This is a genomic window from Psychrobacter sp. PAMC 21119 (assembly GCF_000247495.1).
GTDB lineage: Bacteria > Pseudomonadota > Gammaproteobacteria > Pseudomonadales > Moraxellaceae > Psychrobacter > Psychrobacter glaciei.
Genome location: NZ_AHVZ01000013.1, coordinates 1 through 26,363 on the forward strand (window position 1 = coordinate 1; position 26,363 = coordinate 26,363).

A 26,363-nucleotide genomic window follows, 5' to 3' on the forward strand; every position below is an offset into this window, starting at 1 on the left:
CTTTGTATATCTACGCCTAACGATACTAGATGATCAATCCCTTGCTTATAAGCACTATTGGTTTCATGACTGACTATCGCATAATTAAGAACGGTTCTAGTGGTGTTGTCCATAAAGACCATTAAACCAAACTTGCGACCAAAGTAAGTGGTGTCCATGATGATATTAGCAGTCTTAGGACGTTTAACTGGATACTCAATACTGATTTTATCTAAGCGTCTTTGAATGGTTTTAAGACTACAGTGATATTTATCCGCCAGTTGTTGGTAGGTCTGTTTTCCTTGCGTATATTCAGTCCAAAGCGTTCGGTTATTAAGTCTTTTGCCACCTAAAAACTGCCGCCTGCAAGCTAGACATTGATACTGCTGTTTGCCAAGCTTACGTCCATTCTTCTTGGTGTGTTTATCACTACAAAAAGGGCAGTTTTTTGATTCATGGCGTTGATTCCTTGGAAATATAGACAGTATATAGCGTTAGACCCTACGTCAGCATGAAAAATGTCCATTACACCAAAAATTATTTATTAATTGATGACCAAACCTCTACATCTTTATCAAACTTAAACTTTATAAGATTGGTTATTCATCATTTTCAAAGCTGGCGTTTTGATAGTACTCGGGCGTTAAGTTGATAAAGCGGGTAAATTGACCCTCAAAGCCTAACCGTAGCGTACCGATAGGGCCGTTACGTTGTTTACCGATGATAATTTCAGCCACACCTTTGTGGTCTGAGTTTTCATTATAGACCTCATCACGATAGATAAACATAATCAAATCGGCATCCTGCTCAATCGCACCCGATTCACGCAAATCCGACATGATAGGACGTTTGTTAGGGCGGTTTTCTAGACTACGGTTAAGCTGAGACAGCGCAATCACTGGGCACTCAAGTTCACGCGCCAGAGCTTTTAGGCTACGAGAAATCTCTGAGATTTCCCCAACACGGTTGCCATCAAGATTAGGAACTTTCATCAACTGTAGGTAATCGACCACGATAGCACCAAGCTTGCCATCATGGTTTTTGGCGATACGGCGACAGCGTGAGCGCATCTCAGATGGTGGTAGGGCAGTACTGTCATCGATATACAAGTGTTTTGATTGGAGGTGTTGAATGGCGTTCATCATCTTCGCCCATTCGTCTTCATTCATTTGTCCCGAACGCAAGTGCGTCTGGTTAATCGCGCCCCACGAGGACAGCAAGCGCATGACGATAGACTCTGCGGGCATCTCCATCGAAAACACCACGACTGGCAAATCTTCGTTGAATAAAATCCCTTCTGCCAAGTTCATGGCAAAGGTGGTTTTACCCATAGAGGGACGTGCCGCGACAATGATTAAATCGCCTGCTTGCAGCCCCTGCGTTTTATTGTTCAATTCAGCAAATGGCGTCTGCAACCCAATCATGCCGTCGGGATTAGATTTAAGCTCTTGAATTTTGTCGATGACATTGGTCAGCACAGAGGTGATGCCCACAGGGCCACGTTGTTCGGCACGTTTATTGTGCTGCTCATTGATACTAAATATTTTGCCCTCGACACTGTCCAAAATATCACTAACACTTTGGCTTTTAGGATTATAGGCAAGCGCTAGCATCTCATTGCCAGTAGTGATCAGTTGGCGTAGAGTAGATAGCTCACGTACACGCTGAGCGTAAGCGGTGAGGTTAAATAAAGTGGCGGGACTTTGGCTCAAAATATCTGCTAAGTAACTGTCACCACCTGCACCTTTGAGTAATTTCTGCGCTTCTAGCCAGTCGTGTACCATGACCGTATCATAAGGTTCATTGACGGCTGCTAAATGGGCAATGGCATCAAAAATATATTGATGTCGTCCAGCGTAGAAGTCATCTTTTGTGACGATATCCGCAATTTTATCGTACGCCTCTTCGATACTCATCAAAGACGCAAGCAAAGCCTTTTCAATATCGATATTGTGCGGCGGGGTTTGATTGAGTAAGTCGTCGGTTTTTTCAGTATCTGCCATGAGTGCCTAATGAGTTAAAAATCGGTATAAGAATGTGGGTTGGTCATGTAGCAAAACAAGTCAGGCATACTCTATGGTAAAAATACCAGAATATAAGAAGTTCTAAAACGCAAAAAGTAATAAAAGGCGGTCTTGTGCTTGCTTGTAAATGCTACAATCAGAGGCGAAAGTTTAACACATTATGTGCTTTTTTTAGACGAGATAAATAACTAAATCCGTAGTTATAGAAATTCCTAGACTAGGAAATAGAATATAGCATCCAGATACAGAATATGATAATTTTAATTATAAATACAATAAAATCAATTACTTAATTTACAATAAGGTCATTGTTATGACGAATAAAAGACTGCCGCTGCTTATTACAACAGGTGAGCCTGCTGGTATTGGTATGGACGTCGTACTGCTATTAGCGGCTGAAGGCAAGTTGCAAGATTTTGAACGTCCAATCTGGGTTACGGCAGATAGCACCGCTATGCAAAAGCGCGCAGATACACTTGTAATGGCAGGCGTACTCGAAAGCTGTCCAGCTTGGCAAACGATGGATGCAAATATAGAAGCTGATGATTTTTTAAGTCAATTATCACAGCAAACTGTGAACAGCGATAGTGCTTTTATTCTGCTGAATACGCCTTGTGCTGCGCCAGTCGTTCATGGACAAATTAATATCAGTAATTCAGCGATGGTTGCCACGCAATTAGCAGTTGCCCATCAGTTGGCAACCAACAAAGCAGTTGCTGCTATCGTCACAGGACCATTGCAAAAATCTGCCTTGATAGATGCTGGTATAAAATTGCTCGATGGCACGATGTTTAGCGGTCATACTGAGTTTTTTATGCAGCAAAGTGGCTGTGAGAAAGTCGTCATGATGCTTGCTAATCAAGCCATGAAAGTGGCGCTCGTCACCACGCATCTGGCACTAAAAGATATTCCTGCCGCCATCACTGCTGACAATGTCCGCCAAACAGTACAAATCGTCATCGATGATATGCGAGAGAAGTTTGGCTTAATGCAGCCACGTATTTTGGTTTGTGGTCTTAATCCACATGCAGGCGAGGGTGGGCATTTGGGAGTGGAGGAGATTGAGATTATCAATCCAGTGTTAAATGAGTTTATCAATGCAGGCGTCGATATATCAGAGGCGATGCCAGCAGATACTTTGTTTACGCCTAGACATTTAGCAAACTGTGATGCAGTGATTGCTATGTATCATGACCAAGGTTTGCCAGTGCTCAAGTCACATGGTTTTGGTGATACGGTCAATCTAACCTTGGGCTTGCCTTATATTCGTACCTCTGTCGATCATGGTACGGCGCTTGATTTAGCAGGACGTGGAGGTGCAAGTGCTACCAGTTTATATCAAGCGTTAAATATGGCCAATGAGATGGCCGATAAATCGCTTATTAATAGACCTCTTACATAATTCGGTGCCTTGGCGAGAGTTGTCACGCAGTATTGGGTCACTTTAGTGTCAGCAATGCCTATTTATTTATGAATCATCGCATCATCAAAAACACTCTGATATAAGTGGTTCCATTATACCAGTCTGTTTTAAGTGGTCTGTTAATACGTCTGAGGGGTGAAATAGCTGGTTCCGCTGGGGTATAACCAAAATAATATTCAAAATCCAGTAAAAGCATAAAGCATGTAAGTTGTATGAAGTTGGATTATAGAGCACGATATTAGTAGTATTATATTACTCAGCCAGCTTGTTACGCAGTTGAGCTAGGAATCAGTAGTTATTCTCACTAAATAAAGGTTAGTACACAACTTATGAAAATCGAAACCATTACACCAGTAGACATGTTTGAGCCAATTGGTCCCTATAGCCATCTTACTAAAGCCGGTCCGTTTATAACTATATCTGGAACGCCTGGGGTTGATCCTATAACGTTGAAGATGGCAGGAACGGATGCGTATAGTCAAGCCAAGCAAATTGTTCAAAATTTTAGTTCTATGCTTAGTGGTGTCGGTGCGTCACTTAATGATGTAATGCATGTTCATATATTTTTAATCCGAGTAGAAGACTTTCAAGAAATGAACCGTGCTTACGCAGAGGAATTTGGTGCTCATCTTCCAGCTCGCACAGTCATCTGTGTAGCCGACCTTCCAAAGAAAGGAGCACTCATGACTATGAACCTAACAGCCTTTGTAAGTAGTAATGGCTAACAAAAAAGCTAAGTATGTTTTGGTTATAAAAAGCATATAGGGCAGTATTGGATGTTAAACCGCAAATAGCTGAATTTGCGTGGGCAAATCTCACTACATGTACATCGCGAGGACATTGTCATTATTTCAATAGCTTGCTCTATTAGCTTATATAGCGCACAGATGAAGGTTCAAGTCCTCACTAGGGAACCATGCTTTTTCCCATAACGAACGTTATGTCCATTAGCCACTACCTTCTGCTTTTTAGCATGGATTTTGTCCATTACGCCAAAATATCTCAAAATAAAAGCTGGGCAATATAAATGCCCAGCCTACATCATATCAGTTAACAAAACTTTAGCACCTTTCTTGATGTATAACGCGCCCGTACCTTTTATGTTTTCAGCAACTGTCTCAGCTATTTTTTCTCATCATTAATATCATCTACATCAGCACGATCAATCACATCTAAATCTTCTAAGCACAGTTTATCATATTGTTTTTTGCAAAAATCAGGATCAATCTGGCACATTGCTGATTGTAATTGGTCTAGGCGGTTTTCTGATTGCTGAATGTGTTCGAGCATTTTAGCAAAGGCTTCAGCGACAGGGTCTTGTGAAGAAGGGTCGATACCATAAGCTTGAAAGGCTGTGGCACGTGCGGCACTGGTCGTATTGCTTTCAATATTGTCTTTATTTATCTGACCCGTTTGAGCCGCTTTTTCTTGTTGTTTGGCATCTTGCACTTTGGTCGCAATAGGATTGCCTTTTTCATCATGATAGTCTGAAATCATACGAGCCGCACTACCAACCATCGTGGCATTTGCTGGTACGGGTTTGACGACCACGGCATTGGAGCCAATTTTAGCATTTTTGCCAACAGTAAACGGCCCCAATACTTTTGCCCCAGCACCGACCGTCACACCATCTTCTAGGGTCGGGTGACGCTTGCCGTTATTTTGCGAGACGCCGCCGAGGGTGACGCCATGATAAAGCGTGACATCATTGCCGATTTCTGCCGTTTCACCAATGACCACACCAACGCCATGATCAATAAAAAAGCGCTTACCGATTTTGGCAGCCGGATGGATTTCAATACCGGTGATGATACGCGAGCCGTAAGAAATAACGCGAGCTGCCAGCTTTTGGTCATGTTGCCACAGATAATGCGCACCGCGATGCAAAATAAGTGCATGGATGCCAGGGTAAGTCAGTAATACTTCTACGCTATTACGCGCTGCAGGATCACGGGTAAATACCGCATCAATATCTTCTGTTAGGTCTTTTTTGATGCTGGCAAGAGATTTGAACAGTTTGGCTGGCAATGACATAGAGCGTCCTATCTATTCGTCGGTAGAGTGTCGTTGCTAAAACAGCGATGCCTCTAATCTGTGGTCGTAAAGTTCGGATAACAAGGAATACATGTTTTCGCTAAGCTTCTGCAAGTTATAACAGCTTTATACTGCAAAATATAGTAAAAAGCTGTCGAAGGTGAGCTGATAAACAATAACAATGACTTGTTTTAGTCTTTTGAGAGTTTGGCAATCAAAGCGCTCAATAGCTGATACTCTTTTTGATCAAGCTGTAAACGCGAGCCAAGTCTAGACAGTCGTGAGGGCAACGATTTTAAATGCTCGCTATTTGCTAGACCACGGTGCACCATCAGGTCAGTGGTACGCTGAGTAAGCTGTTGCAACTGCTGCTGAGTAATAGCAGGCTCATCCCATTGCTGACGTAAATGCACATCAAGTGTTGGCTGAGTAGTAGCACTCAAATTATTATCTAAATCATTTGCTGTCTGAATATGCGTTTGGGCATAAGCAAAAATAAAGCTGGCAATCACTTGCACGGCTGAGGCGACATTTAAAACAGGATAAGCAGGATTGGCATCGATTTGAATATGATAATCAGCACAAGCCAACTCTTCGTTGGTTAGACCACGATCTTCACGTCCAAACAAGATAGCGATATTTGGTTTATCGTTTCTATGAGCGCTTTGGTTATCGTGGGTATGGTTGCTTGTAGTAAAAGCAGATTGTTTATCAAGAAAATCGCACATGATTTTGGCGGCTTGCGTGGGTGTCACCACAGGGCGCGGTAAGTGACGGCTGCGACTGCTGGCCGCGAATACCAACTGACAGTCTCCAATAGCAGACTCTAGTGTGGGCGCTATCAAAGCTGATGACAGTACCTCACTGCCGCCTGCTGCATAAGAGACACTGGTTTCATCGATTGGCAGTTTGGGATCTACAACGGTTAAACGCGACAGACCCATAGTATGCATTGCCCGTGCTGCCGAGCCAATATTGGCAGGCAAAGTCGTATTGACCATAACCACTTGTAGGCAATCAAGGTAGTCATTTACTGCTCGTGCAGAGTCGTTACTCATTATTGTCCCAATCTCTGATTAATTTCTTGTTCAGCACGGTGTAATGCAATGGCAATCTCTTCAATAAGCACAGCTTGCTCACCGACACGGCGTTCACGGCAGCGCTCTTGTAATTGACAGCTCAAGTTTATCAGCTGAGTGGTGCCCAAGTTGGCACTAGCGCCTTTTAGAGCGTGAGCTATCTCAAAGCCAGCGGCATCATCGTTTTGTTGTTGAGCCGTTCGCAAGTTTGTGATGCGCTGTTTACTATCAGTGATATAAACCTGTATCAAATCGGCAAAATCTTCTTCTAGCAAGTCACGCATGTCTTCGAACTGTTCGTGATTGATAATCTCTTCATCAGTTTGCCCAATCATATTATTATTTGTGGTTTTGTCCATGGTTACTGTCCAATTTTTAAAAGTTAAAGCAATAAGATTACTATAATGAAGTTTTGAAAAGTAAGGTACGTCTTAGCTGTAATGGAAATGTAAGTTGTCTTCGCTTAGCATGTTCTTTAACTGCTGCAAATTATCATCGTTAGGGTAGACGCGCCAATGTTCGGATAGCCCCACATTAGCGATGCCAAATTCCTCATAAATGCTCAGTCCCAGTGGCAGACAATTATCATTAATGGAGGCGTCGGTATTACTCAAAGCATTATTGGCATAACTTTGACCAGCATGGTTTTGATTGATGCCGTTCTGAAGCACATCTTGGTTCATGTCATTTTCTAGCGCCAATAAATCATTGCCATTTTCATCAAACAGACTTCCGCCCATTGCAGCATCGTAACCACTATTGCCATTGAAGCTGCCACTTTGCTCGTCTTGCTCGTTGTCATAAGACATTTTTGGTGCTGGAATAATACTGGCTTGTGCAGACTTAAGTAACGGTTGCAGACGTGTCAGTAAATTAATATCGCTACCATGAATCTTAATACTGATCTTCTTCATCCATCTTAAACGGGCATCTACCATACTCATCGCATTATCAAGGCGCGCAAACAGGCGTCCATCACGCTCACGGATACTGCCTTTAATGATGACGACTTCATCGATTTTCAACTGTTCTTTGACACGATTAAAGCGCTCTGCATAACAGCTGACTTCCAGTCTTGAGGTTCCATCATCTAAGATAATTACATTACGATTGCCAAAGTTGGCGATATCGATAATTAAGCCTGCAAAATAGCAGCTGCCGTTATAGCCGGTATCCGTTAGCTTATCGAGACGTGCACCTGAGGTATAGCGTTTAATTTCCTCTAAGTATTCATTGATTGGGTGTCCAGTTAAGTACAATCCTAACGTGTTCTTTTCCGCTTTTAGGCGGTGCTTATCACCCCAGATTAGCTCTGGCGTCATCACTAACGGTGGCGCGGCAACGACACCATCCATTTCACCAAATAAATCCATCATACCAATTTCACGATTTTGACGGTCTTGCTCGGCGGCTTGCACGGCACTTGGCAACTGACTCATTAACGCACCGCGAATCTCGTAAGCTTCATCGGCTGGCAAGTCAGGTCGCAAAGTTGCCGCAAAGTCATCGAAGCAACCCGCGTTTATCAGTCCTTCAAGGGTACGCTTGTTGACCTTTTTGATATCGACGCGGCGGCAAAAGTCATACAAGTCTTTGAAAAGGCCTTCACGGCGGCGCGCATCAACGATAGATTCAACTGCCCCTTCGCCAACGCCTTTAATTGCTCCCAAACCATAAATGATATTGGTTGGCGTGTCAGCGACGAAATGCCATTCACTGCGGTTCACTGATGGATTAACGACGGTTAAATCAAAGTTCTCACGGCAGTCATTGATAAAGAATACGACATTATCCGTGTTGTTCATATCAGAGGTCAGTACCGCCGCCATAAATTCGGCAGGGTAGTACTGTTTTAGATAAGCAGTCTGATAAGCCAAGACACCATAGGCGGCAGAGTGAGAGCGGTTAAAACCGTAACCGGCAAACTTTTCCATCAAGTCAAACACGCCACCGGAGGTAACTTCATCGATACCTTGTGCCGTAGCACCCGTGACGAAGATATCACGCTGTTTAGCCATCTCTTCAGGTTTCTTTTTACCCATAGCGCGGCGTAACATATCTGCACCGCCCAAGCTATAGCCTGCCATCACCTGTGAGATTTGCATGACCTGTTCTTGATAGACAATAACGCCATTGGTGTTTTCTAAAATCGGCTCAAGGTTGGGATGGTCATAAATGACTTCTTCGCGACCATGCTTACGGTCGATATACATCTCTACCATGCCTGCATCGAGCGGACCCGGACGATAGAGCGCACACATGGCGATCACATCTTCGATGTTGGTCGGTTGTAATTTCGCCAGATATTTTTTCATGCCCATACTTTCTAACTGAAAGACAGCAGTGGTCTTGGCATCTTGTAAGAGCTTATAGGCTTTAGCATCATCTAACGGTAGGTCTTCTAACACCAACGCATCTTTGCCTTCTTTTGCACGGCGTAAGTTGATGTTTCTGACAGCAGCATCAATCACGGTCAAGTTGCGCAGACCCAAAAAGTCAAACTTCACCAGCCCAACGGCTTCAACGTCATCTTTATCAAATTGGCTGACGCGGTGACCTTCATCATCACAATAAATAGCGCTAAAATCTGTGATTCTGTGCGGTGCAATCAATACGCCGCCGGCATGTTTACCCACATTCCGGCAAATACCTTCAAGCTTGATAGCCATCTCCCATACTTCGATGGCATCTTCATAATCCATATTATCAGGATTGGAAATTAAGTCTTTCAGCTGCGGCTCTTGCTCAAGCGCTTGACTGAGTGTGATCCCCGGTGTTTTGGGAATAAGTTTAGACATTTTACTGGCAAGAAAGTAGGATTTACTTTGCGCGCGTGCCACATCTCGTACCACTGCTTTTGCCGCCATAGTACCAAAAGTGATAATCTGCGAAACCGCTTCACGGCCATAAGTTTGCGCGACATAATCAATAACGCGGTCACGACCTTCAATACAAAAGTCAATATCGAAATCGGGCATTGAGACACGTTCAGGATTTAAGAAGCGCTCAAATAGTAGATCGTAATGGATAGGGTCAAGGTCGGTAATATTTAACGCATAAGCGACCAAGGATCCTGCACCAGAACCACGACCGGGTCCAACGGGTACGCCATTGGCTTTTGCCCAACGGATAAAGTCCATGACGATTAAGAAGTAACCGGGGAAGCCCATAGATAAGATAACTTCTAGCTCATATTCTAAGCGTTCATCATACTTTTGGCGGAAGTCGCTCCAGTTATCAGTACGTGCTTCAACGGGAAACAGCTTGTCCAATCGATTATTAAGGCCACGTACTGACTCCGCGCGGAAAAACGTTTCAATCGTCTCACCTTCAGGCACAGGAAAGTCGGGTAGTACGTTAATACCCAGCGTCAAGGTCACATTACAGCGAGTTGCTAAGCGCAAGGTATTATCAATCACCTGCGGAATATCAGCAAATAACTGCTGCATTTGCGCTTGGGTTTTTAGGTACTGTGCATCGGAATAAGTTTGTGGACGATTTTGGTCGGCAAGCACGTAGGAGCCTGCGATACAGACACGTGCTTCGTGGGCATCAAAATCATCTTGCTTTAAGAAGCGCACGTCATTATGGGCAATGATGGGGATATTGTGCTTAGCACCTGAGTGAATAGCTGCCTGAATAAAAGTGTCTTCGCCTGAGCGATTGGTGCGCTTGATGGCAAAATATAAGCGATTACCAAACTTTGCTTGCCACTCTGTCAGCAGCTCGTCGGCTTTTTCTGGCATGGAGCCGACCAATGCCTGACCCACATCTGACTTTTCGGTGAGGAGCACAACCACGCCAGCGGCATGCTCTAAAATATGACTACGCTTAACGACCGGCACCCCATGATTGGCATCGTCGGCGCGCCCTTCGGTAAAGCCGAGCGAGACGATACGAGTGATGTTTTGGTAGCCCTCGTTGTCCATTGCGAGCAGGGTGAGCCGTGTGTCTTCATTTTCCATGATGACTTCGCTGCCGATAATTGGCTTGATACCAGCACCTAGGCAGGCACGATAGAACTTTACCGTGGCATATAGGTTGGACAAATCAGTTAATGCGAGCGCGCGCTGATTATCAGCCGCAGCGGCTTTCACTAACGGCTTGATGCGCACGATAGAATCGGTAATCGAATATTCGCTGTGAATGCCAAGGTGTACAAATGCCATAGAGGACTCTTACTAGTACGATCAAAAGCAATAAGCTATCGATAAAATAAAAGATGTTTATCAGTCATTCACATTGATGTTCAAAGGTAAATAAGACCTCGATAGCCATGTTGATACGTTTTAAATGGGGTCGTCAATAATAGCATTATTTGCCGCAGACAGCCACCGATTCAAAGGGTTTAATCTGAGTGAGAAGATTTGTTTTTCTTATTTATAAAGGTGAGATTTTGCTGTGTTTTATCTCAATAGTTGGTAGCATAAACATTTGTCCTTAAGTTCTTGCGAAACGAAGCTGATTTGACGCCTTCTTTCACGCAATAATGTTCATGTAATCAAACAAAGACGATAATACTATGAGTAATATTACTAAGCTGCCTGCATTTGGCGACATGTTAAATGCGGGTATACAAACTATAAAAAACTTAAGTACGCGAAATACTATTGGTCGCACTGTATTTTACAGAGAGTTTGAGAAATTAGCGCAAATCGTAAATGATCATAAAGACATCAACTATATGAGTAATTACGATATACGCCATGAATGTCATGATGGTTCGCCTTGCTACGACGAAATTATTGATTTGATCTTGGTATGCTTATCTGCAATGGGATTGGTTAAGGAAGATAAATTTAGTTTGGTTCCTAATCTAAATCAGAACTTTGCCAATTTTATTACTTTCGATGAGAAAGTAACGCCTAAAAATATCATACGTTTAGACCCTTTCGGTAAAGTTTATTTTTGGCTAGCGGGTAATAATTTTAATCAATATATCGGTGAAGGAATACCAAATAGTGATTATATTGCCAACTTTAAACGCTTTGATAATAAATCTTTTGCTGATTTGCAAAAAGTTAATATTGCCGCTTATGGCAAAAATGGTGATGCGCTTATTAGTCATTTAATTGACGAAACTAAACGTCGAACCTCTATATTTATGAATAATTATGCAGATGCTGCTGTTGGTAGTGATTTTGTCAAAGTGACGCCTGATATGATCATGGCTCAACTTGAAAGCTTATCACCTTTGCAGTTTGAGTGGTTTTGTCTAAAAATGATTGAACGATCTTTAGAGATTGAAAGCCCTGAGAGTAATTTGACCTCGCGTCATACAGGACGGTCTAATGATAATGGTATTGATGGACTGATTATTCAGGATTTTCCAGATGGTGAGGTGCACAATTATTATATACAGGCCAAGCTCTATAGTAACGGCAATAATATATCGAATGGTGACTTGAGAAACTTCATAGGCGCATATCCTCCACAAAAAACCAATCATCATGGCATCTTTATTACTACCACAAGCTTTACTAAGCCTGCGCAAGACTATGCCAATGCAACGGATTCGCACAGTCTGATACTCATCGATCAAATGAATCTTATAGAGCTTATGATGCAACATAAGGTGGGTCTAAAAGAGGTCAATGCCAGACCGAAATTATTATTAGATAATGACTTCTTTAACAAGATAAAATTGTACTAATGGTATCTTTCAATACTTTTCATATCTATTAAAAAAAACGCTCTTTATTATGATAGAGAGCGTTTTTTATTTATACATATCAAATAACGATTTTATATCAATACCCAACCACTGCCGCATCGACGATACGTGGATCAGAAGAACCGTAAACACCATTTGGAGTCAACATAATCGACTGAGTCGAACCCATGGCTGCTTTCGGACTGACCGTATGACCCATTGATTCAAGCTTTTTAACTGTATCAACATTCAGTGCCTTCTCCACTCGAATCTCATCAGGCAGCCATTGATCATGAATACGCGGTGCGTGAGTGGCCTCAGCGATATTCATATCATGATCGATGACGTTTGAGATGATTTGGGTAACGGTGGTGATGATGCGACTACCACCGGGGCTACCCGTGACGATATAAGGTTTATTGTTTTTAAAGACCAGTGTCGGGCTCATCGAGGATAGCGGGCGTTTATTGGCTTCAACGGCATTTGCTTCACCGCCTAATAAGCCATAACCATTCGGCACACCGGGTTTGGCAGAGAAATCATCCATCTCATTGTTGAGTAAAATCCCTGTACCTTCAGCGACGAGACCTGTGCCGTAAGAGAAGTTCAGCGTATAAGTATTGGCGATTGCATTGCCGTCTTTATCAACGATAGAGAAATGTGTGGTTTGATCACTCTCGTAGGGCAGAGGGTTGTTGGCTTTGATGGTAGACGCTGGTGTGGCTTTGTCTGGATTTATTAAGGTGCGTAGTTTATCCGCATAAGCCTCTGAGGTTAAGCCGCTGGCAGGCACATCGATAAAGTCAGAATCACCCAGATATTCTGCGCGATCCGCATAAGCCAACTGCATGGCTTCGGCCATTAGGTGAATGGTTTGCGCGCTGTTTTGACCGTAGTCTTTTAGCGGGTAGCCTTCTAGGATATTTAAAATCTGCACGATATGTATACCACCAGAGGACGGCGGCGGCATCGAGACAATCTCATAACCACGATAGTCGCCTTTAACTGGCTCGCGAGCGATGGCTTCATAGTTAGCCAAATCCTGTAAGCTCATGCTACCGCCAGCCTCATTGACCGCTTTGACCAACTTACTTGCGGTTTCCCCTTTATAAAATCCATCCGCACCTTGTGCAGCAATTAATTTCAGTGAGCGAGCCAGTTCAGGCTGCTTTAAGCGCTCACCGGGTTGATAGGCGCTGCCGTCAGGTTTAAAGAATATCTTTTTGGTGCTTGGCCATTTTTGTAAACGATCGCTCAAGGCGGTGAGCGACTCGGATAAGCCAGCCGTGACTTCTATACCGTTCTCAGCCAGTGCAATCGAAGGTGCCATCACTTGTCCGCGACTCATGGTGCCATGATCTTCTAACGCTTTAAGCAATCCTGCGACCGTCCCTGGCACACCGATGGCTAAACCATGATAACGAGACAAGTCGCTGACTGCATTACCATCTTCATCAAGATACATATCACGCGAGGCGCTACTGGGCGCTTTCTCACGGTAATCGAGTGCCACCGTTTTGCCTTGCTTGGCGTCATAAATCATCATAAAACCACCACCACCGATATTCCCAGCACGCGGCAAAGTCACTGCTAAGGCAAAGCCAACGGCGACCCCAGCATCAACGGCATTACCACCGTCTTTTAAAATCTTGAGTCCAATATCAGAGGCGAGGGCTTCTTGGGTGGCGACCATACTGTTCTTTGCCCAAACCGGATGATGAATCGCATCTTCAGAATAGATGGCTTGATCGGCATTGGCGTTGTTAATCGTGGAGGTAAGCGTGTTGGTTTTGGCTCGTGTAACACGTTTGGTTTCAGACAACACAGTAGGATTATCAGCCATAATAGCGAGATTGATGGCGCTGGTATTAATCGATGTTGGGTTGATGGTAGTTGATTGATTGGTGGTTGGTTCAGCCGCATGAGCAGATAGCGATACTAAAAACGTACTACTGATTAATAGAATAGCGGTTTTGATTTTTGCTCTGTTTTTAAAGTTATTTTGAGAAGCGTTAATTTCATCTTTTGATATTGGATTTTGCATTATAAATTCCTTTTTGAGCAAGTGGTGATGCTGGGTCTGTAAAAATAAGACTGTAAAAATAAAGCGGCTTGAATGTTAAGGCGTGTCCTCATTGACATAATAATTGGTGCCACGTTTGCTAGATAAACAGTCTTATCAAAAATGCTGAAAATTTTTAAGAAATACGTTCTAATCTTACTAAATTGTAACGCATTGTGATATAAATAATAGTGCTAGAATTTATTCATTATTGTCTGTCTATTTATAAGAAGAAATTACTATGTCATCCAACCACACTCATAAACGCGACCAACAGCGTCACTCTGGAATGACTCATCATCAGTCATCTGCCCATAACCATAACAATCATAACAAGCATTCATATCAGTCGCGCAAATTAACCTCTATTGCAGGGTGCGCATTACTGCTTGGCAGTACGTTTGGGTTGGCAGGTTGTCAATCAAGCCCGGCGGTATCATCGTCTACGGCATCAAAAAGTATGATGGATTTTAGTACCGCTGATAGCGCGCAGAGCCAAGCCCAAGGCCGCGCATTTAATGCCAGCCGCACTGCCAAATCTGAGCGTTATCAACAATTATTTAACCAAGAAAAACACCCCAATACCGACAATCAAGCCAAATCACATTTACTGGCGGCTATTCGTCAGCATCTGGCAACAGAACACGTAGCAGTTGCGCAAGCCAATTATCAAGCCGCACCTTTCATTGATCCAGATAGCATCGATGCAGGCTCTAGTAGCTTGCTTAGAACGATTATAGAAGCTTATGCTTATGAGCCTGACGGCGATTATGATGAAAGTAGTTATGATGAAAGTGCTTATGATGAAAGTGATCATGATGAAAGTGATCATGAGGACAGGCAAACTGAGGCTATGGCAGAGTTAGCAGCGGTAAGTATAGAGTCGAATAAATGCAATAAAAATGATGACGATGACGCTTATGAAGTCTGTGTTGTAGAGGATATTAATTATGATGAAGATGGCTATGATCCAGACGATTACAACGAATATGGCTACAATCGAGAGGGTTACGACAGCGATGGCTATAATGAATATGGCAATGCAGAGGGTGGAATTCTCTCAGGGGTCTCGAACTTAAAGTCTAAAAATCTGTTAAAAAACTATGAAGCCATACAAATGGCAAAACAACAATCAGAGGCTGTAGAAGGTAGCCAATCATCAATGCCATCTACGGGCGTCATTGGTCAAATGCTGAGTATGTTCCATCGCACGCCGGAACAGATAGCCGCGTCAAATGCTTATCAATATCAGAATTTAACGTTCAATAGTGTCAGTCAGTACAGACCCAAACAGCGACAACTGCAAAGCGTCTATAGCTATGATTATGTGACACCAACGATTAGCTCATCCATACAGATACCGTTAGCATTCGATTTTAACCATAGTACAGTTACGGTAGACCCATCGGCAATCATGCCTATCGTGGCATTGGTTAATCCTGAAAACACCCCTTTACCTAACCAAATGACCTCACATACCGTTAGTTTTGGGTTGCCTGAGAGTATTACGGCGCAGCTGCCGCCAGCAGTGCTTTACGATGCCGCCATCGCTGCCATACAGAGCAGCATGGCAGAGCTTGCGCCCGAGCACTTTAGCACGGTAGATATTCGCAGTGATGCCTTTGCCAAAGAAGTCGGGGCTAGTCGTGCGGTAAAAGTCTATTTTGGCAGTAAGCAAAGCGGTGAGATGATTGGCAAGACCCTAAAATACATGACAAAGTCGCTACAGGATTATGTCGATGCCAATCCACAGAAATATCCTGATGGCGCTATGCTAAAAACTGCGCTTGCGAAAGTGCAGCTATACAATAAAGGCTACCAAAGTGCGGATGTAGGTTCGCTTTTGCAGCTAATTGAAGCCATAGGTCCGATCTCTTTCAATCAAATAAATTACTATTACTTAGATCGTTCAGATCGCCTGCTTGCCAAGCAGCAGCGGATAAATATCGGTGGCGATTTGATGGGCTCTACGACCAGCGTGCTAAACCAAATACGCTACGATAAAAGCAGCTTTAATAACCATGCACTAACGCCTTTATTAGCTGAGTCTTTTGGTGCAAATGCTAAAGCGGCTATCGATGGCAGTGCATGGATGGCAGAGCAACGCCAACAAAAAGACAGGCTGCAAACGGCACGTTATGCCCGCTATAATTATAGTGGTCGCAGTGGTGATTACGATGATGACGACTATGGTAGCGATTATGCGGATGGTGATAGCAGCTATGAGGCAGCAGAATATGACAGTGTTGATCGTCCAGATGATAATGATATCGAAGACGATGCCGCAGATGATGCTGACAACAGGATAGACGATCAAAAATAACGCTATCTTGTCATATTCAAGCACATATTCAATAAGGATAAAAAATGAAAAAAGCACATCAAATCATTGCAAGTCATCTTTCGTCAGTTCTTAATGGCAATCATTTATTTGTTGGTGCATTGGTCACAGGGGCGCTATTGTTAACGGGTTGCCAATCTACCAGTCTTGACCACTCTAATGCTACGACTGCTAAGCAAACGCCAGTGGCAGCCAAGACAGCACTGGCGATGGCGTTACAAAAAAAGCGCCGACAGTCTTTTAGCTACCATAGCAATCTTGAGATTAGTAACGAGCAGCAGTTTAGTGATATAAATATGGAAATAGATGCCAAAGCGCCAGTCGCCTCAGTTTATATCGATGAATATTGCGAAGACACACACGATCAAGCATATGCCACCTTACTTACTCAAGCAGAAACGCAAAATAAAGATATTTTGGCGGCGGATTATGATGCTGAGCGAACGACGCTGAAAGATCGCTACCTTGAGTGTACGGATACCTATGAAGCATGGGTAGAGAGTAAATATGATAGTGAGATCACTGTGCCAGCGTTTTACCAACAGTTATTTGACAATTACGACGACCGAGCAACAGCGCAAGATATCAAAAAAGCAAAGTTGCTAGATGCTTATGTACTAAAGCCATTGTCTATCAATGCTCAAGGTATCTATCGGCCGATGGCGGGTAAGGCGACGATGTTGGCGAGCGTTCAGTATCACGCGCGCAATCATCAAAGCAGTGTCAATCAGCCTATTTATTTAGATTTGAAAAACGGTAATATTTATCTATGGGCAGATAATTTTGCGATGTTTAATTCAGAAATGTTAGACGATAAGCTCGGTACAAAATGGCGCAACAAATGGTTAAAGCTAGCCATTGATGATGGCAGCTTACCCAAAGGTTTTGGTAGTGAATTGATAAAAAGCCATTTTGCAGCGTTAGATGCCACATTTGATGCTGCCCCTATTAGCCAGTTTGATTATGTCGCCCCTAATACGCTAGCATCGCTCTCTCCCAAGTTACCCGCGCATCAGCTACCAGCAATGCTAGCAAGTAACCAAGTCATTCGCCGTGTACAAAGCGCTGAGAGTTATGAGCAGTTTTATCAAGATTATATGCGCATCGTTTACGAGCGGATTAGTCAGCGATATCCAGAACTGGTCAAAGAAAGCGCAGCTTACGAGGTAGATAATACAAGTGCTGATAAATTTACCAGTCAAGCGTTAGTGCAGCAGATGCTAGCAATGATAAAGAGTGGCATCGACAGTGGCAGTGAGACAATAGAGGAAACAATGGCAGAGGCAAAAGAAGAGACGCAAGAGTTGTATGGATTTGATAAGCGTGGTCAGCTCAAATGGCAGCATCTGCGTAGTGAACTTCCGAGCGAAACCGCCGATAGTAAGAACATGGTCATAGATGTTTTGCAGCAATACTCCGCTATAAGCGCTACAGACATGGCATTTCCCAATTTACCAAGTGATGTGCAAGTGCCTAATGCCAGTAATAGTATTGATATGCGCGAGTATGGTAGTGAGTTGATGCAGTACTATCGTGATGGCAATGGTACTGCGATAGGAAAGATGATGTTTAGTGTCATGCCAATGGCTAAAGAGAAATTTGGGACGGTTGATTAAAAGCGGATTAATCGTAGGTAAGTTTAGTTAGTCGTTATTGAAATTGAATACATAAAAAAGCGCACCGTTTATACGATGCGCTTTTTAGTTTTCACGCTTATAAAACATTAAATATTAATACAAGTCTCTGTATTGATAAAAGCTTACATACCTTGATGTGGTTTGCCATGCATTTTACCGTGCTCTGAGCCTTTATGACCTTTCGCCATTTTTTCAGCTTTTAATGTAGCAAGTTTGGCGCGTTGCTCAGCGGTCAATACCTGAGAGATAGCATGTTGAGTCTGTACGCGCTCAATGAAGTGCTGTTTGGTTTTAGCCGCTTGCTGATCAGCTAAGCGATTGACTGCTGCTGTATTTAGAGTGTTAGCATTGGTCAATGCTTGCATTTGTTGCTGCATTTGCACCCGTTCTGCTTTGTTTTTTGTACGGTCAGCTTTACGGTCACCGTGTTGTGCTTGCATGATGGCTTTGATTTGCGCTTGTTGCGTTGCTGTTAGATCTAGCTGCGACATTGGACCTCTCATGCCGCCTTTTTTCATGCCACCTTTTTTCATGCCATCTTTATGCTGCATTTTGCTGGTCGTTGGTGTGGTATCAGTGGTTGCATTAACACTGGTACAAGCCGTTACGGTGAAAATGCTAGACATTGCTAATACTGAGCCCATTAATAATTTTTTCATCATCATTACCTTAATTTATGGTGCATACGTTATTGGTTGCGAAAAAGTCAGTTTTTATCTGATCAGCTTATGAGTGCTAAGTGTCCCGGATAGCCACTATCCATCACAGCTTGTTATCAGTAGCTGCTGCTGATAGACGCTATATTACGACAGTTAAAGGTTACGAACATTTATGAAGTATTAAGAAAGGTAACGTTTATAGCGAATCGATAAGCAATTGACTGATAATATGGCTAATAAAGCGATCCAACGCTTAAGGAGAAAGATGTGCCACACATACTACTAGGCGATGATGACGAAGAGTTGACCCAGTTATTACAAGAATACTTACACAATCATGGGGTGACATGCGACTGCGTTCACGATGGCGAGGCTGTCATACAGAAACTCAAAACCGCGAGCAATAATGTACTTAATGGTGCTGCTTATGACTTGCTGGTACTAGATATTATGATGCCAAAAATCGATGGATTGAGTGTCTTGCGTCAATTGCCCAATATCAGTGATATCCCTGTCATCATGCTGACCGCAAAAGTGGAGGAGATTGATCGTATCATTGGTCTGGAGCTTGGTGCTGATGATTATATAACCAAACCTTGCAATCCTAGAGAACTGCTGGCACGTATCAATGCCGTCATCAAGCGCACCAATGCGGCGGCATCAGAGCATACGCCGCTACCAGAGAGCCGTTTGCATCTGGATCAAAACCAGCGGCTTTGTCAGATAGATGGCATAGAGCTACAAGTGACGGGGACAGAGTTTGATTTGTTGGTTGCGCTACTGAAACAAAAAGGTGAGGTGGTGAGCAAAGCGTGGCTGTCAGAGCATGTTTTACAACGTGAATTACAACCCTTCGACCGTAGCCTTGATGTGCATGTCTCACGACTCCGCAAAAAACTCCAACCTTTTCATGATGAGCCGATCAAAGCGGTTCGTGGTAAAGGTTATCAGCTGGTATTGTAATGATGGAATCATCGATGAAGCCTCCAATATTTAAGATACGTATGACCCTGTTTTGGCGTTTGTTTTTAAGCTTATTAGTGACGATTCTGATAACCTCAGTTTTATCCATTATGGTGGAACGTTGGCTGGTCGAAAAAGCACTAACCGCTCGTATGGATGTGCAAATTGATAGTTTATTGGTTAAGCGCCAAGAAATGACTGAGGCGTTACAAATAGGTGATTTAACCACCGTCAGGGAGATGTACCGTCAAGATCGGCGGCTTATGAATCAGATCAGAGTCTATGATGAGCAAGGTGCCATTATATTTCCACGTTATCGTGATAGAGATGGGCGTAGGCAAAAACCTATGAATAGCGATCGACAGGTAATGGGGTATTCATCAATGCTACCAATACAGTCAATGCCTAATGCGGATAATAAAAAACCCGATAATAAAATGTCTGGTAATCAGGATGATAGAGTATCGAATAACGAACCGTCACTTTTAAATCATATCCTGTCACCGATGACCCCGAATCGCGCGAAGATGGCTGATCCTGATAGTCGTCCTGAACTGGCAGACATGACGGTCGTCTTACCAGATGAGCAGGCTGTGATCATACAATTGCGTCCGCATCTGCGCTTTTCAGACGTCGTAGCGCTGCAACGTGGCAATTTCCCCATACGTTTACTGTTGATTATTATCTTTAGCGTCTTGGTTTGTGTTTGGCTGAGTCGTACATTGACCCAGCGTATTCGCCGTGTGCAAAACACCGTACATCGTATGATTGACGGCGACTATCAGGCCCATCCAAATCTATCAAAAATGGGCGATGATGAATTGGGTTTGCTGGCTAAAGATGTGGCCAAACTCTCAACGCGGCTGGCTGAGAGTGAGCTGGCACGCAAGCAGATGCTCAGTGATATCTCGCATGAGCTACGATCGCCACTGGCGCGTCTTGACGTTGCGACTGAGCTGACTCGCGACTTTGCACCGAATGCCAGTCGTTACCTCGACCGTATCGACAAAGAGTCGGCGCGGATGAATGAGTTGATTGAGCAAATCATTCATATTCAATCTCTACAAATGCAGCAATATACGATCGATAATATAGAAAACGAAGCGGTTGATCTCTCTGATATTATCAGTGAAATTGGTCAAGACGTTTGCTTTGAGTTTCAACATAAAAACGTGCGCTGGCAATGGCAGCCGAGTCATACACGCGTGATAGATTCTTTATCAACGGCTTACTCAGCCACTCCTTGGACTGTGCTTGGTAACCAAGAGCAGCTACATAGCGCGCTTGAAAATGTCATCCGTAATGCTTTTATGCATACTGCCTCTGATTCAACAGTGATTGCTGATATTAAAGAAGTGGAGATGGAGGATAAGAAACCTGCGATTCAAATCAGCATAATGGACGAGGGCGGCGGCGTCGCGGATAAAGATGTAGAGCGTATTTTTCACCCCTTTGTACGGCTTGATTCGGCTCGCCATCGTGAAACAGGTGGCTATGGTTTGGGGTTGGCAATCGTCCATGCGGTTGTGATGGCGCATAAGGGTCAGATTCATGTCTACAATCGCCAAGATGATATTCAAGGGTTGGTGGTACAGATAGTGTTGCCTAGCAGATAAGAAGATAAGAAACATTTTATATGAAATTTATGTGCTTATCATGTGTTTACAATACAAATAAGCGCATATCCTACCTATACTAAAAGCTAAATTTTTTCAAAAAATGGTCCCAATTTAATGTAAATACTCAAAAATTAAATATTTTATATTCGTTTTAATGAATATAATAGACAAATGGTAATAAATGCCAGACGGACGACATTGTTACTCTCTATATATTCGGTAATACTAATATATAGAGAGAGTGATACAGAACTTACAAAACAAAACGTCTTATTTCTTAGACGTTAGTATCGGTAACATTAGATGGGTTTCATTATTATAAGTTTATAAACCATTTCACTTTGTTATATCGACTCTCTTGCAAGATGGATTTTATCTCTGATTTTTTAAATCTGAAAAGTCTGTAAGGGAGTACATATCATGAACCGCATCTATAAAGTCATCTGGAATGAAGCCTTAAATTGCTTTACCGCAGTCGGTGAATATGCAAAGGGGCGTGGCAAATCTTCCAAATCTAGTGTTAGCTCTAACACTGCTATCAACACAACATCTAACCTATCTACAATCAAGACATTACGATTAAGTGCCATAGGCCTTGGACTATTGGCTGCTGGTTTTGGTATGCAGACGAATGCTACGGGTACAGAAAATCACCATGATGGCGATTATACTCATAGCCATGGCAGTCACGGCGTACATGCCCATACCTCTGGTAACAATAGCCACAACAATAACTCTGATCAAAACAATCCTGAAGGTTCAATAACACTAAATTTCGAAGGTGATAATCCTACAACTATCACACGCAGTAATGGCGAGACACTTAATATTTTAGGTGGTGCAACTGGACCACTGACGGATGGTAATATAGGTGTATTCGGTATTGGTAACACCTTAACTATCAAATTAGCAGAAGATTTAACGGGTTTGGAAAGTGCGACTTTTAACGGTGGTGTCGTTATTTCTGCTACAGGCGTTAATGCTGGCAATAAAAAGATCGTCAATGTAGATGATGGTTTGATTGATGCTAATAGTAAAGAGGCGGTTAACGGCTCCCAACTAAAAGCGTTAGATACTGTCGTTGCCGGCATTGATTTCCCTATCCGCTCTAGTAGTGCACAGCCATACACCACGTCAGTAACAGGTACTGATGCTCTTGCCGTTGGCTCTAATGCCAATGCAAATGGTAATAACTCAACCGTTATTGGAGAGAATACATTTGGGAACTCCAATGCAACCGTCATCGGTGAAGGTGCAAGATCTTCATTCAACGGCTTTGCTGGTGGTCAAGATGCAAAAGCAGGTGTTAATTCAGTTGCGATAGGTCAAAGAGCCACAAACGGAACCGCAAGTCGTGCGGTTGCGATAGGCTACGAAGCAAAAGCAACTGCCCAAGACACCGTTGCACTTGGTCTTGATGCACAAGCTCAGGCTTTAGGTGGTGTTGCACTAGGCAAAGGTTCTAGAGCAAATGCTCTAAACAGCGTTGCTTTAGGTCAAAACTCTATTGCAACTGTACAAAGTGGTGCTTCATTCTTAACCAATGTTGCTGCTGATGCAAATAATGGCACAGTCTCGGTAGGAGCTGTTGAAAGCGAACGTCGTATCATTAACGTTGCAGGTGGCTCAGCAGATACTGATGCAGTGAATGTATCTCAGTTAAAAGCTGTCACAGACATTGCAAATGAGGGCTGGGATATCAGTGCACAAGGCAACAGTGCTACTGCAAGCAATGTTGGACCTGGTGAAGCAGTTGACTTCAATAGCAAAAACAGCAACATCATCGTCTCTAAAGACTCAACGAGCAATGATGTCTCATTTGAACTCAACAACGATCTTGATCTAGGAAATAACGGCAGCGTCAGCACAGGTAATATCTTTGGTGGCACTCAAGTTAATCGCTTGGGCATGATCACAGGTGGTCTGGCAATGGGCGGTGTGACTACGGTCAGCGGCATTGGTGTGACAGTAACAGGTACAAACCCACTGTCTAATGCAACGTTGACCAGTGATGGTCTAAGCATGGTCAATGGCCCAAGTATCACTAAATCTAATGGTATCAACGCTGGTAATAAGAGAGTGACAAACGTCAAAGCGGGTGTCTTAGATAAAGATTCTGTCAACGTTAGTCAGCTAAATAGCTCATCTGCCGCTGCTAAAACAGAAGTTGCCGCAGGTACTAACGTGGCTGATGTTGTGAAATCTATAGGTCAGAACGGTCAAGATGTCTATACAGTCAATGCAGACGGTGTCACCGCTTCGGCTGGGTCTACAGCAGTCACAGTCAAAGCTGGTAAAAAAGACGAGGAGACTAACAAGACCGACTATGCCGTTGACTTAAGTGCAGATAGCAAAGCCAGCTTGGTAAAAGCTGATAGCGCTATGCAGACGGTTATCACTCAAATAGATGGCAATGAGGTTAAAACACTGGATAAAACAGACAATACGGCTAACTTCCTCACAGGAGACAACATCGTTCTTAGTGCTGAAGATGGTGGTATTAAAGTGGCGACAGCAGCGGATGTTACCTTTACCAGTGTCACCGCAGGGGATACCTTGTTGAACACAGGTGGTGTCAGCTTCTTGGGTGGCAGTACGGTTAGACTAAGCAGCATGGGTCTTAACAATGGTGGCAACAGAATCACTGAGGTAGCTGATGGTGAAGATGATACAGATGCCGTTAATATTAGACAGTTGAATGCAACCAACAGCACGGTCGACTTGGGACTAGACTTTACAGGAGACGACACTACCGTTGTTGTCAATCGTAAGTTAGGTCAAACCTTAACAATCCAAGGAGGCGCGACAGAGTTAACTGATAACAACATCGGTGTGGTTGCTGATGAAGATGGCAATCTAAACGTTAGATTGGCTGAAGATGTAATGCTTGGTAGAAATGGTAGCGTGAGAATGGAAAGCACGGTGCTTAACAATGCAGGCGTCACCATCACTGATGGTCCTAATCAGACCATTACGTTAAGTAACGAAGGTCTTGATAATGGTAATAATAGAATTATCAAAGTTGGTGAAGGAATTGCGCCAACTGATGCCGTAAACTTCGCACAGCTCACAACGACCAATAACGAAATTGCCAAAGGTATTAAAATTGGTGATGGCAATAGCGACAATGACCAGCAATTTGCATTAGGTGATACGATCAATGTCACAGGTGATAGTAACCTTACTACTGTTGCTTCTGCGACTGGCGTTCAAGTTAAACTCAACAACCAGTTGGACTTGGGAGATGAGGGCAGTATGCAAATAGGCAATAGCATCATGAACAACGCAGGCTTTACCTTTATAGATAGTGGCTTAGGTAGAACGGTCACATTGAGTAGCCGTGGTCTAGACAATGGTGGCAACAGCATTCGTAATGTTGGTAGAGGTGAGCTGAACTCTGATGCCGTAAACGTCGGGCAATTGAGAGAAGTGACCATTGCCTTGGATCGAGGTTGGGATATCACTGCTCAAGGTGATATTGCTACTCAGGTAAGACAAGGAGATGCTATCGACCTAAATAGTAGAGACGGTAATATCAAAGTGTCTAGAACGTTAGTCAATGATGTGGCTGCCTTTTGATGCTAGCACAGGTTTTACGTGCAGCGGCTATACCTACCAATGCTAATGACATTAGTTTTTGATCTAAGCCCAGATATCACTTTGAACAGTGTCACCACCGGTGATACTACTATCAATGATAATGGACTCACGATTGCGGGTGGTCCAAGCGTCACGAAAAGCGGCATTGATGCAGCTGACACCAAGATTACCAATATCCAAAATGGTGAAGTAGCTGCAGACAGCCAAGATGCCGTTAATGGTAGTCAACTCTATGCCCAAGGCAGTGGTATCAGCAGCATTATCGGTGGTAACACCGTCTATAATCCTGAAAACGGTACTTTCACTAATAGTGATATCGGTGGAACAGGTCAAGGCAATATCGATGGTGCGATTGCTTCTATTAGACAAGGGTCGATCGAAATTAATGAAAACGTACAAGTTAATACTAGCAACATCACCAGTAATACAACCGATATCACACCAATACCACAAATATTGCTACTAACACTAGCAATATCGCGACTAACACAACCAATATTACGACCAATACCACCAATATCAACACCAACACGGATAGGCTCGATGCTGGACTCAACTTTGGTGCAGACAGTGGTGCTAATATCAATAAACCAATTGGCGATGATAGTGTCCTAAGCTTCACAGGTGGTAACAACATAACGACCACCGCAGAGGGCAGTAGCATCAAGTTTGTATCTGAACGGTAATATCAGCGTTGATAGTGTCACAGCTGGGACGACAGTCATCAATAGTAATGGCATCACCATGCAAGATGGGCCGAGTATGACTGCTCAAGGTCTATATGCAGGTAATCAACGCATAACTGGTGTCGCCGATGGTGTCGAGGCGACAGATGCTGTCAACTACAGTCAGCTTAGTGCACTTGATAGTCGACTCAATAGCAATATGAGCGATCTTGGTTACAGAATCGATGAAGTGGAAGACGACGCAAATGCGGGTATCTCAGCTGCGATGGCCATGTCTTCACTACCTCAAGCTTATATCTCAGGTAAGTCGCTGATCGGTGGCGGTATAGGTACGTACAATGGAGAAAGTGCCGTAGCGATTGGTTTCTCTAAGCTATCTAACGACGGTCGCTGGGTTATCAAAGTGAACGGTACAGCAGATACCCAAGGCAACGTAGGTGGAGCAATTGGTGCAGGCTTCCATTTTGACTAAAGAGGCTGCTCAATTATAAATTTTGATAAGATATAAAAAGCAAGACATTAGATGTCTTGCTTTTTATGGATGAAAATAAATATTTAGGGTCTGTTGAACATTCAAATATTAGGACTGCTGATCGCTAAAATC

General features: G+C 43.3%; 17 protein-coding genes. 10 read left to right on the top strand and 7 right to left on the bottom strand.

From position 1 onward, the window contains the following. Positions 1 to 578: 578 nt before the first annotated feature. Positions 579 to 1,982: a replicative DNA helicase gene (gene dnaB / locus RH96_RS05780; protein WP_010198448.1), complete on the bottom strand. Its 1,404-nt coding sequence runs from the start codon at positions 1,980 to 1,982 to the stop codon at positions 579 to 581. Between the two features lie 334 nt (positions 1,983 to 2,316). Between dnaB and pdxA the strand changes: the two genes are divergently transcribed. Further along, positions 2,317 to 3,405 carry a 4-hydroxythreonine-4-phosphate dehydrogenase PdxA gene (gene pdxA, locus RH96_RS05785; RefSeq protein ID WP_010198450.1) on the top strand — a complete coding sequence of 363 codons (1,089 nt, stop codon included), beginning with the start codon at positions 2,317 to 2,319 and terminating at the stop codon, positions 3,403 to 3,405. A 350-nt stretch (positions 3,406 to 3,755) separates the two neighbouring features. Next, positions 3,756 to 4,151 (top strand): RidA family protein, encoded by a 396-nt coding sequence (locus RH96_RS05790; RefSeq protein ID WP_010198452.1) that lies wholly within the window; start codon positions 3,756 to 3,758, stop codon positions 4,149 to 4,151. A 397-nt stretch (positions 4,152 to 4,548) separates the two neighbouring features. Here RH96_RS05790 and cysE read toward each other — a convergent pair whose 3' ends face one another. The 4 genes from cysE to dnaE all read right to left on the bottom strand — a co-directional run bounded on the left by cysE (position 4,549) and on the right by dnaE (position 10,708). Next, the gene (gene cysE / locus RH96_RS05795; RefSeq protein ID WP_010198453.1) at positions 4,549 to 5,460 is read right to left on the bottom strand and encodes a serine O-acetyltransferase; all 912 of its coding nucleotides are present in this window, start codon (positions 5,458 to 5,460) and stop codon (positions 4,549 to 4,551) included. Positions 5,461 to 5,651: 191 nt separating this feature from the next. Next, positions 5,652 to 6,518, bottom strand: a complete 867-nt coding sequence (locus RH96_RS05800; protein ID WP_010198454.1) for an RNA methyltransferase — start codon at positions 6,516 to 6,518, stop codon at positions 5,652 to 5,654. Beyond that, positions 6,518 to 6,898 (bottom strand): Hpt domain-containing protein, encoded by a 381-nt coding sequence (locus tag RH96_RS05805; protein WP_010198455.1) that lies wholly within the window; start codon positions 6,896 to 6,898, stop codon positions 6,518 to 6,520. The genes RH96_RS05800 and RH96_RS05805 overlap by 1 nt, the downstream gene beginning before the upstream one ends. Positions 6,899 to 6,970: 72 nt before the next feature. Continuing rightward, positions 6,971 to 10,708 carry a DNA polymerase III subunit alpha gene (gene dnaE, locus RH96_RS05810; protein WP_010198457.1) on the bottom strand — a complete coding sequence of 1,246 codons (3,738 nt, stop codon included), beginning with the start codon at positions 10,706 to 10,708 and terminating at the stop codon, positions 6,971 to 6,973. 353 nt (positions 10,709 to 11,061) lie between these two features. On the opposite strand from dnaE, the gene RH96_RS05815 reads away from it, so the two are divergent. Continuing rightward, positions 11,062 to 12,192, top strand: coding sequence for a restriction endonuclease (locus RH96_RS05815; protein WP_010198466.1), 1,131 nt, complete (start codon positions 11,062 to 11,064; stop codon positions 12,190 to 12,192). A 97-nt stretch (positions 12,193 to 12,289) separates the two neighbouring features. Here RH96_RS05815 and ggt read toward each other — a convergent pair whose 3' ends face one another. Next, on the bottom strand, positions 12,290 to 14,236 hold the full coding sequence (gene ggt, locus RH96_RS05820) for a gamma-glutamyltransferase (RefSeq protein ID WP_010198468.1): 1,947 nt from the start codon (positions 14,234 to 14,236) through the stop codon (positions 12,290 to 12,292). A 259-nt stretch (positions 14,237 to 14,495) separates the two neighbouring features. Here ggt and RH96_RS05825 point away from each other — a divergent pair, with 259 nt between their 5' ends. Both RH96_RS05825 and RH96_RS05830 read left to right on the top strand, forming a co-directional pair. Next, on the top strand, positions 14,496 to 16,577 hold the full coding sequence (locus RH96_RS05825) for a hypothetical protein (protein ID WP_010198471.1): 2,082 nt from the start codon (positions 14,496 to 14,498) through the stop codon (positions 16,575 to 16,577). A gap of 44 nt (positions 16,578 to 16,621) precedes the next feature. Beyond that, on the top strand, positions 16,622 to 18,211 hold the full coding sequence (locus RH96_RS05830; protein ID WP_010198473.1) for a hypothetical protein: 1,590 nt from the start codon (positions 16,622 to 16,624) through the stop codon (positions 18,209 to 18,211). Positions 18,212 to 18,354: 143 nt separating this feature from the next. On the opposite strand, the gene RH96_RS05835 is transcribed toward RH96_RS05830, so the two are convergent. Beyond that, a complete protein-coding gene (locus tag RH96_RS05835; RefSeq protein WP_010198475.1) occupies positions 18,355 to 18,891 on the bottom strand; it encodes a Spy/CpxP family protein refolding chaperone in 537 nt (178 codons plus the stop codon). Positions 18,892 to 19,158: 267 nt separating this feature from the next. Here RH96_RS05835 and RH96_RS05840 point away from each other — a divergent pair, with 267 nt between their 5' ends. The 5 genes from RH96_RS05840 (at position 19,159) to RH96_RS05860 (ending at position 26,231) form a co-directional block, all read left to right on the top strand. Continuing rightward, positions 19,159 to 19,854, top strand: coding sequence for a response regulator transcription factor (locus tag RH96_RS05840; protein WP_010198477.1), 696 nt, complete (start codon positions 19,159 to 19,161; stop codon positions 19,852 to 19,854). A 14-nt stretch (positions 19,855 to 19,868) separates the two neighbouring features. Further along, the gene (locus tag RH96_RS05845) at positions 19,869 to 21,470 is read left to right on the top strand and encodes a sensor histidine kinase (RefSeq protein ID WP_010198478.1); all 1,602 of its coding nucleotides are present in this window, start codon (positions 19,869 to 19,871) and stop codon (positions 21,468 to 21,470) included. 423 nt (positions 21,471 to 21,893) lie between these two features. Next, the gene (locus RH96_RS05850) at positions 21,894 to 25,052 is read left to right on the top strand and encodes an ESPR-type extended signal peptide-containing protein (protein WP_010198482.1); all 3,159 of its coding nucleotides are present in this window, start codon (positions 21,894 to 21,896) and stop codon (positions 25,050 to 25,052) included. Positions 25,053 to 25,097: 45 nt separating this feature from the next. After that, positions 25,098 to 25,688 carry a hypothetical protein gene (locus tag RH96_RS05855; protein WP_026037164.1) on the top strand — a complete coding sequence of 197 codons (591 nt, stop codon included), beginning with the start codon at positions 25,098 to 25,100 and terminating at the stop codon, positions 25,686 to 25,688. Between the two features lie 54 nt (positions 25,689 to 25,742). Continuing rightward, positions 25,743 to 26,231, top strand: coding sequence for a YadA family autotransporter adhesin (locus tag RH96_RS05860; RefSeq protein WP_010198494.1), 489 nt, complete (start codon positions 25,743 to 25,745; stop codon positions 26,229 to 26,231). The last annotated feature ends 132 nt before the right edge of the window (positions 26,232 to 26,363 follow it).

Coding starts and splice junctions, on each gene's coding strand:
- dnaB (WP_010198448.1), bottom strand. CDS start 1,982: ATGGCAGATACTGAAAAAACCGACGACTTACTCAATCAAACCCCGCCG.
- pdxA (WP_010198450.1), top strand. CDS start 2,317: ATGACGAATAAAAGACTGCCGCTGCTTATTACAACAGGTGAGCCTGCT.
- RH96_RS05790 (WP_010198452.1), top strand. CDS start 3,756: ATGAAAATCGAAACCATTACACCAGTAGACATGTTTGAGCCAATTGGT.
- cysE (WP_010198453.1), bottom strand. CDS start 5,460: ATGTCATTGCCAGCCAAACTGTTCAAATCTCTTGCCAGCATCAAAAAA.
- RH96_RS05800 (WP_010198454.1), bottom strand. CDS start 6,518: ATGAGTAACGACTCTGCACGAGCAGTAAATGACTACCTTGATTGCCTA.
- RH96_RS05805 (WP_010198455.1), bottom strand. CDS start 6,898: ATGGACAAAACCACAAATAATAATATGATTGGGCAAACTGATGAAGAG.
- dnaE (WP_010198457.1), bottom strand. CDS start 10,708: ATGGCATTTGTACACCTTGGCATTCACAGCGAATATTCGATTACCGAT.
- RH96_RS05815 (WP_010198466.1), top strand. CDS start 11,062: ATGAGTAATATTACTAAGCTGCCTGCATTTGGCGACATGTTAAATGCG.
- ggt (WP_010198468.1), bottom strand. CDS start 14,236: ATGCAAAATCCAATATCAAAAGATGAAATTAACGCTTCTCAAAATAAC.
- RH96_RS05825 (WP_010198471.1), top strand. CDS start 14,496: ATGTCATCCAACCACACTCATAAACGCGACCAACAGCGTCACTCTGGA.
- RH96_RS05830 (WP_010198473.1), top strand. CDS start 16,622: ATGAAAAAAGCACATCAAATCATTGCAAGTCATCTTTCGTCAGTTCTT.
- RH96_RS05835 (WP_010198475.1), bottom strand. CDS start 18,891: ATGAAAAAATTATTAATGGGCTCAGTATTAGCAATGTCTAGCATTTTC.
- RH96_RS05845 (WP_010198478.1), top strand. CDS start 19,869: ATGAAGCCTCCAATATTTAAGATACGTATGACCCTGTTTTGGCGTTTG.
- RH96_RS05850 (WP_010198482.1), top strand. CDS start 21,894: ATGAACCGCATCTATAAAGTCATCTGGAATGAAGCCTTAAATTGCTTT.
- RH96_RS05855 (WP_026037164.1), top strand. CDS start 25,098: ATGACATTAGTTTTTGATCTAAGCCCAGATATCACTTTGAACAGTGTC.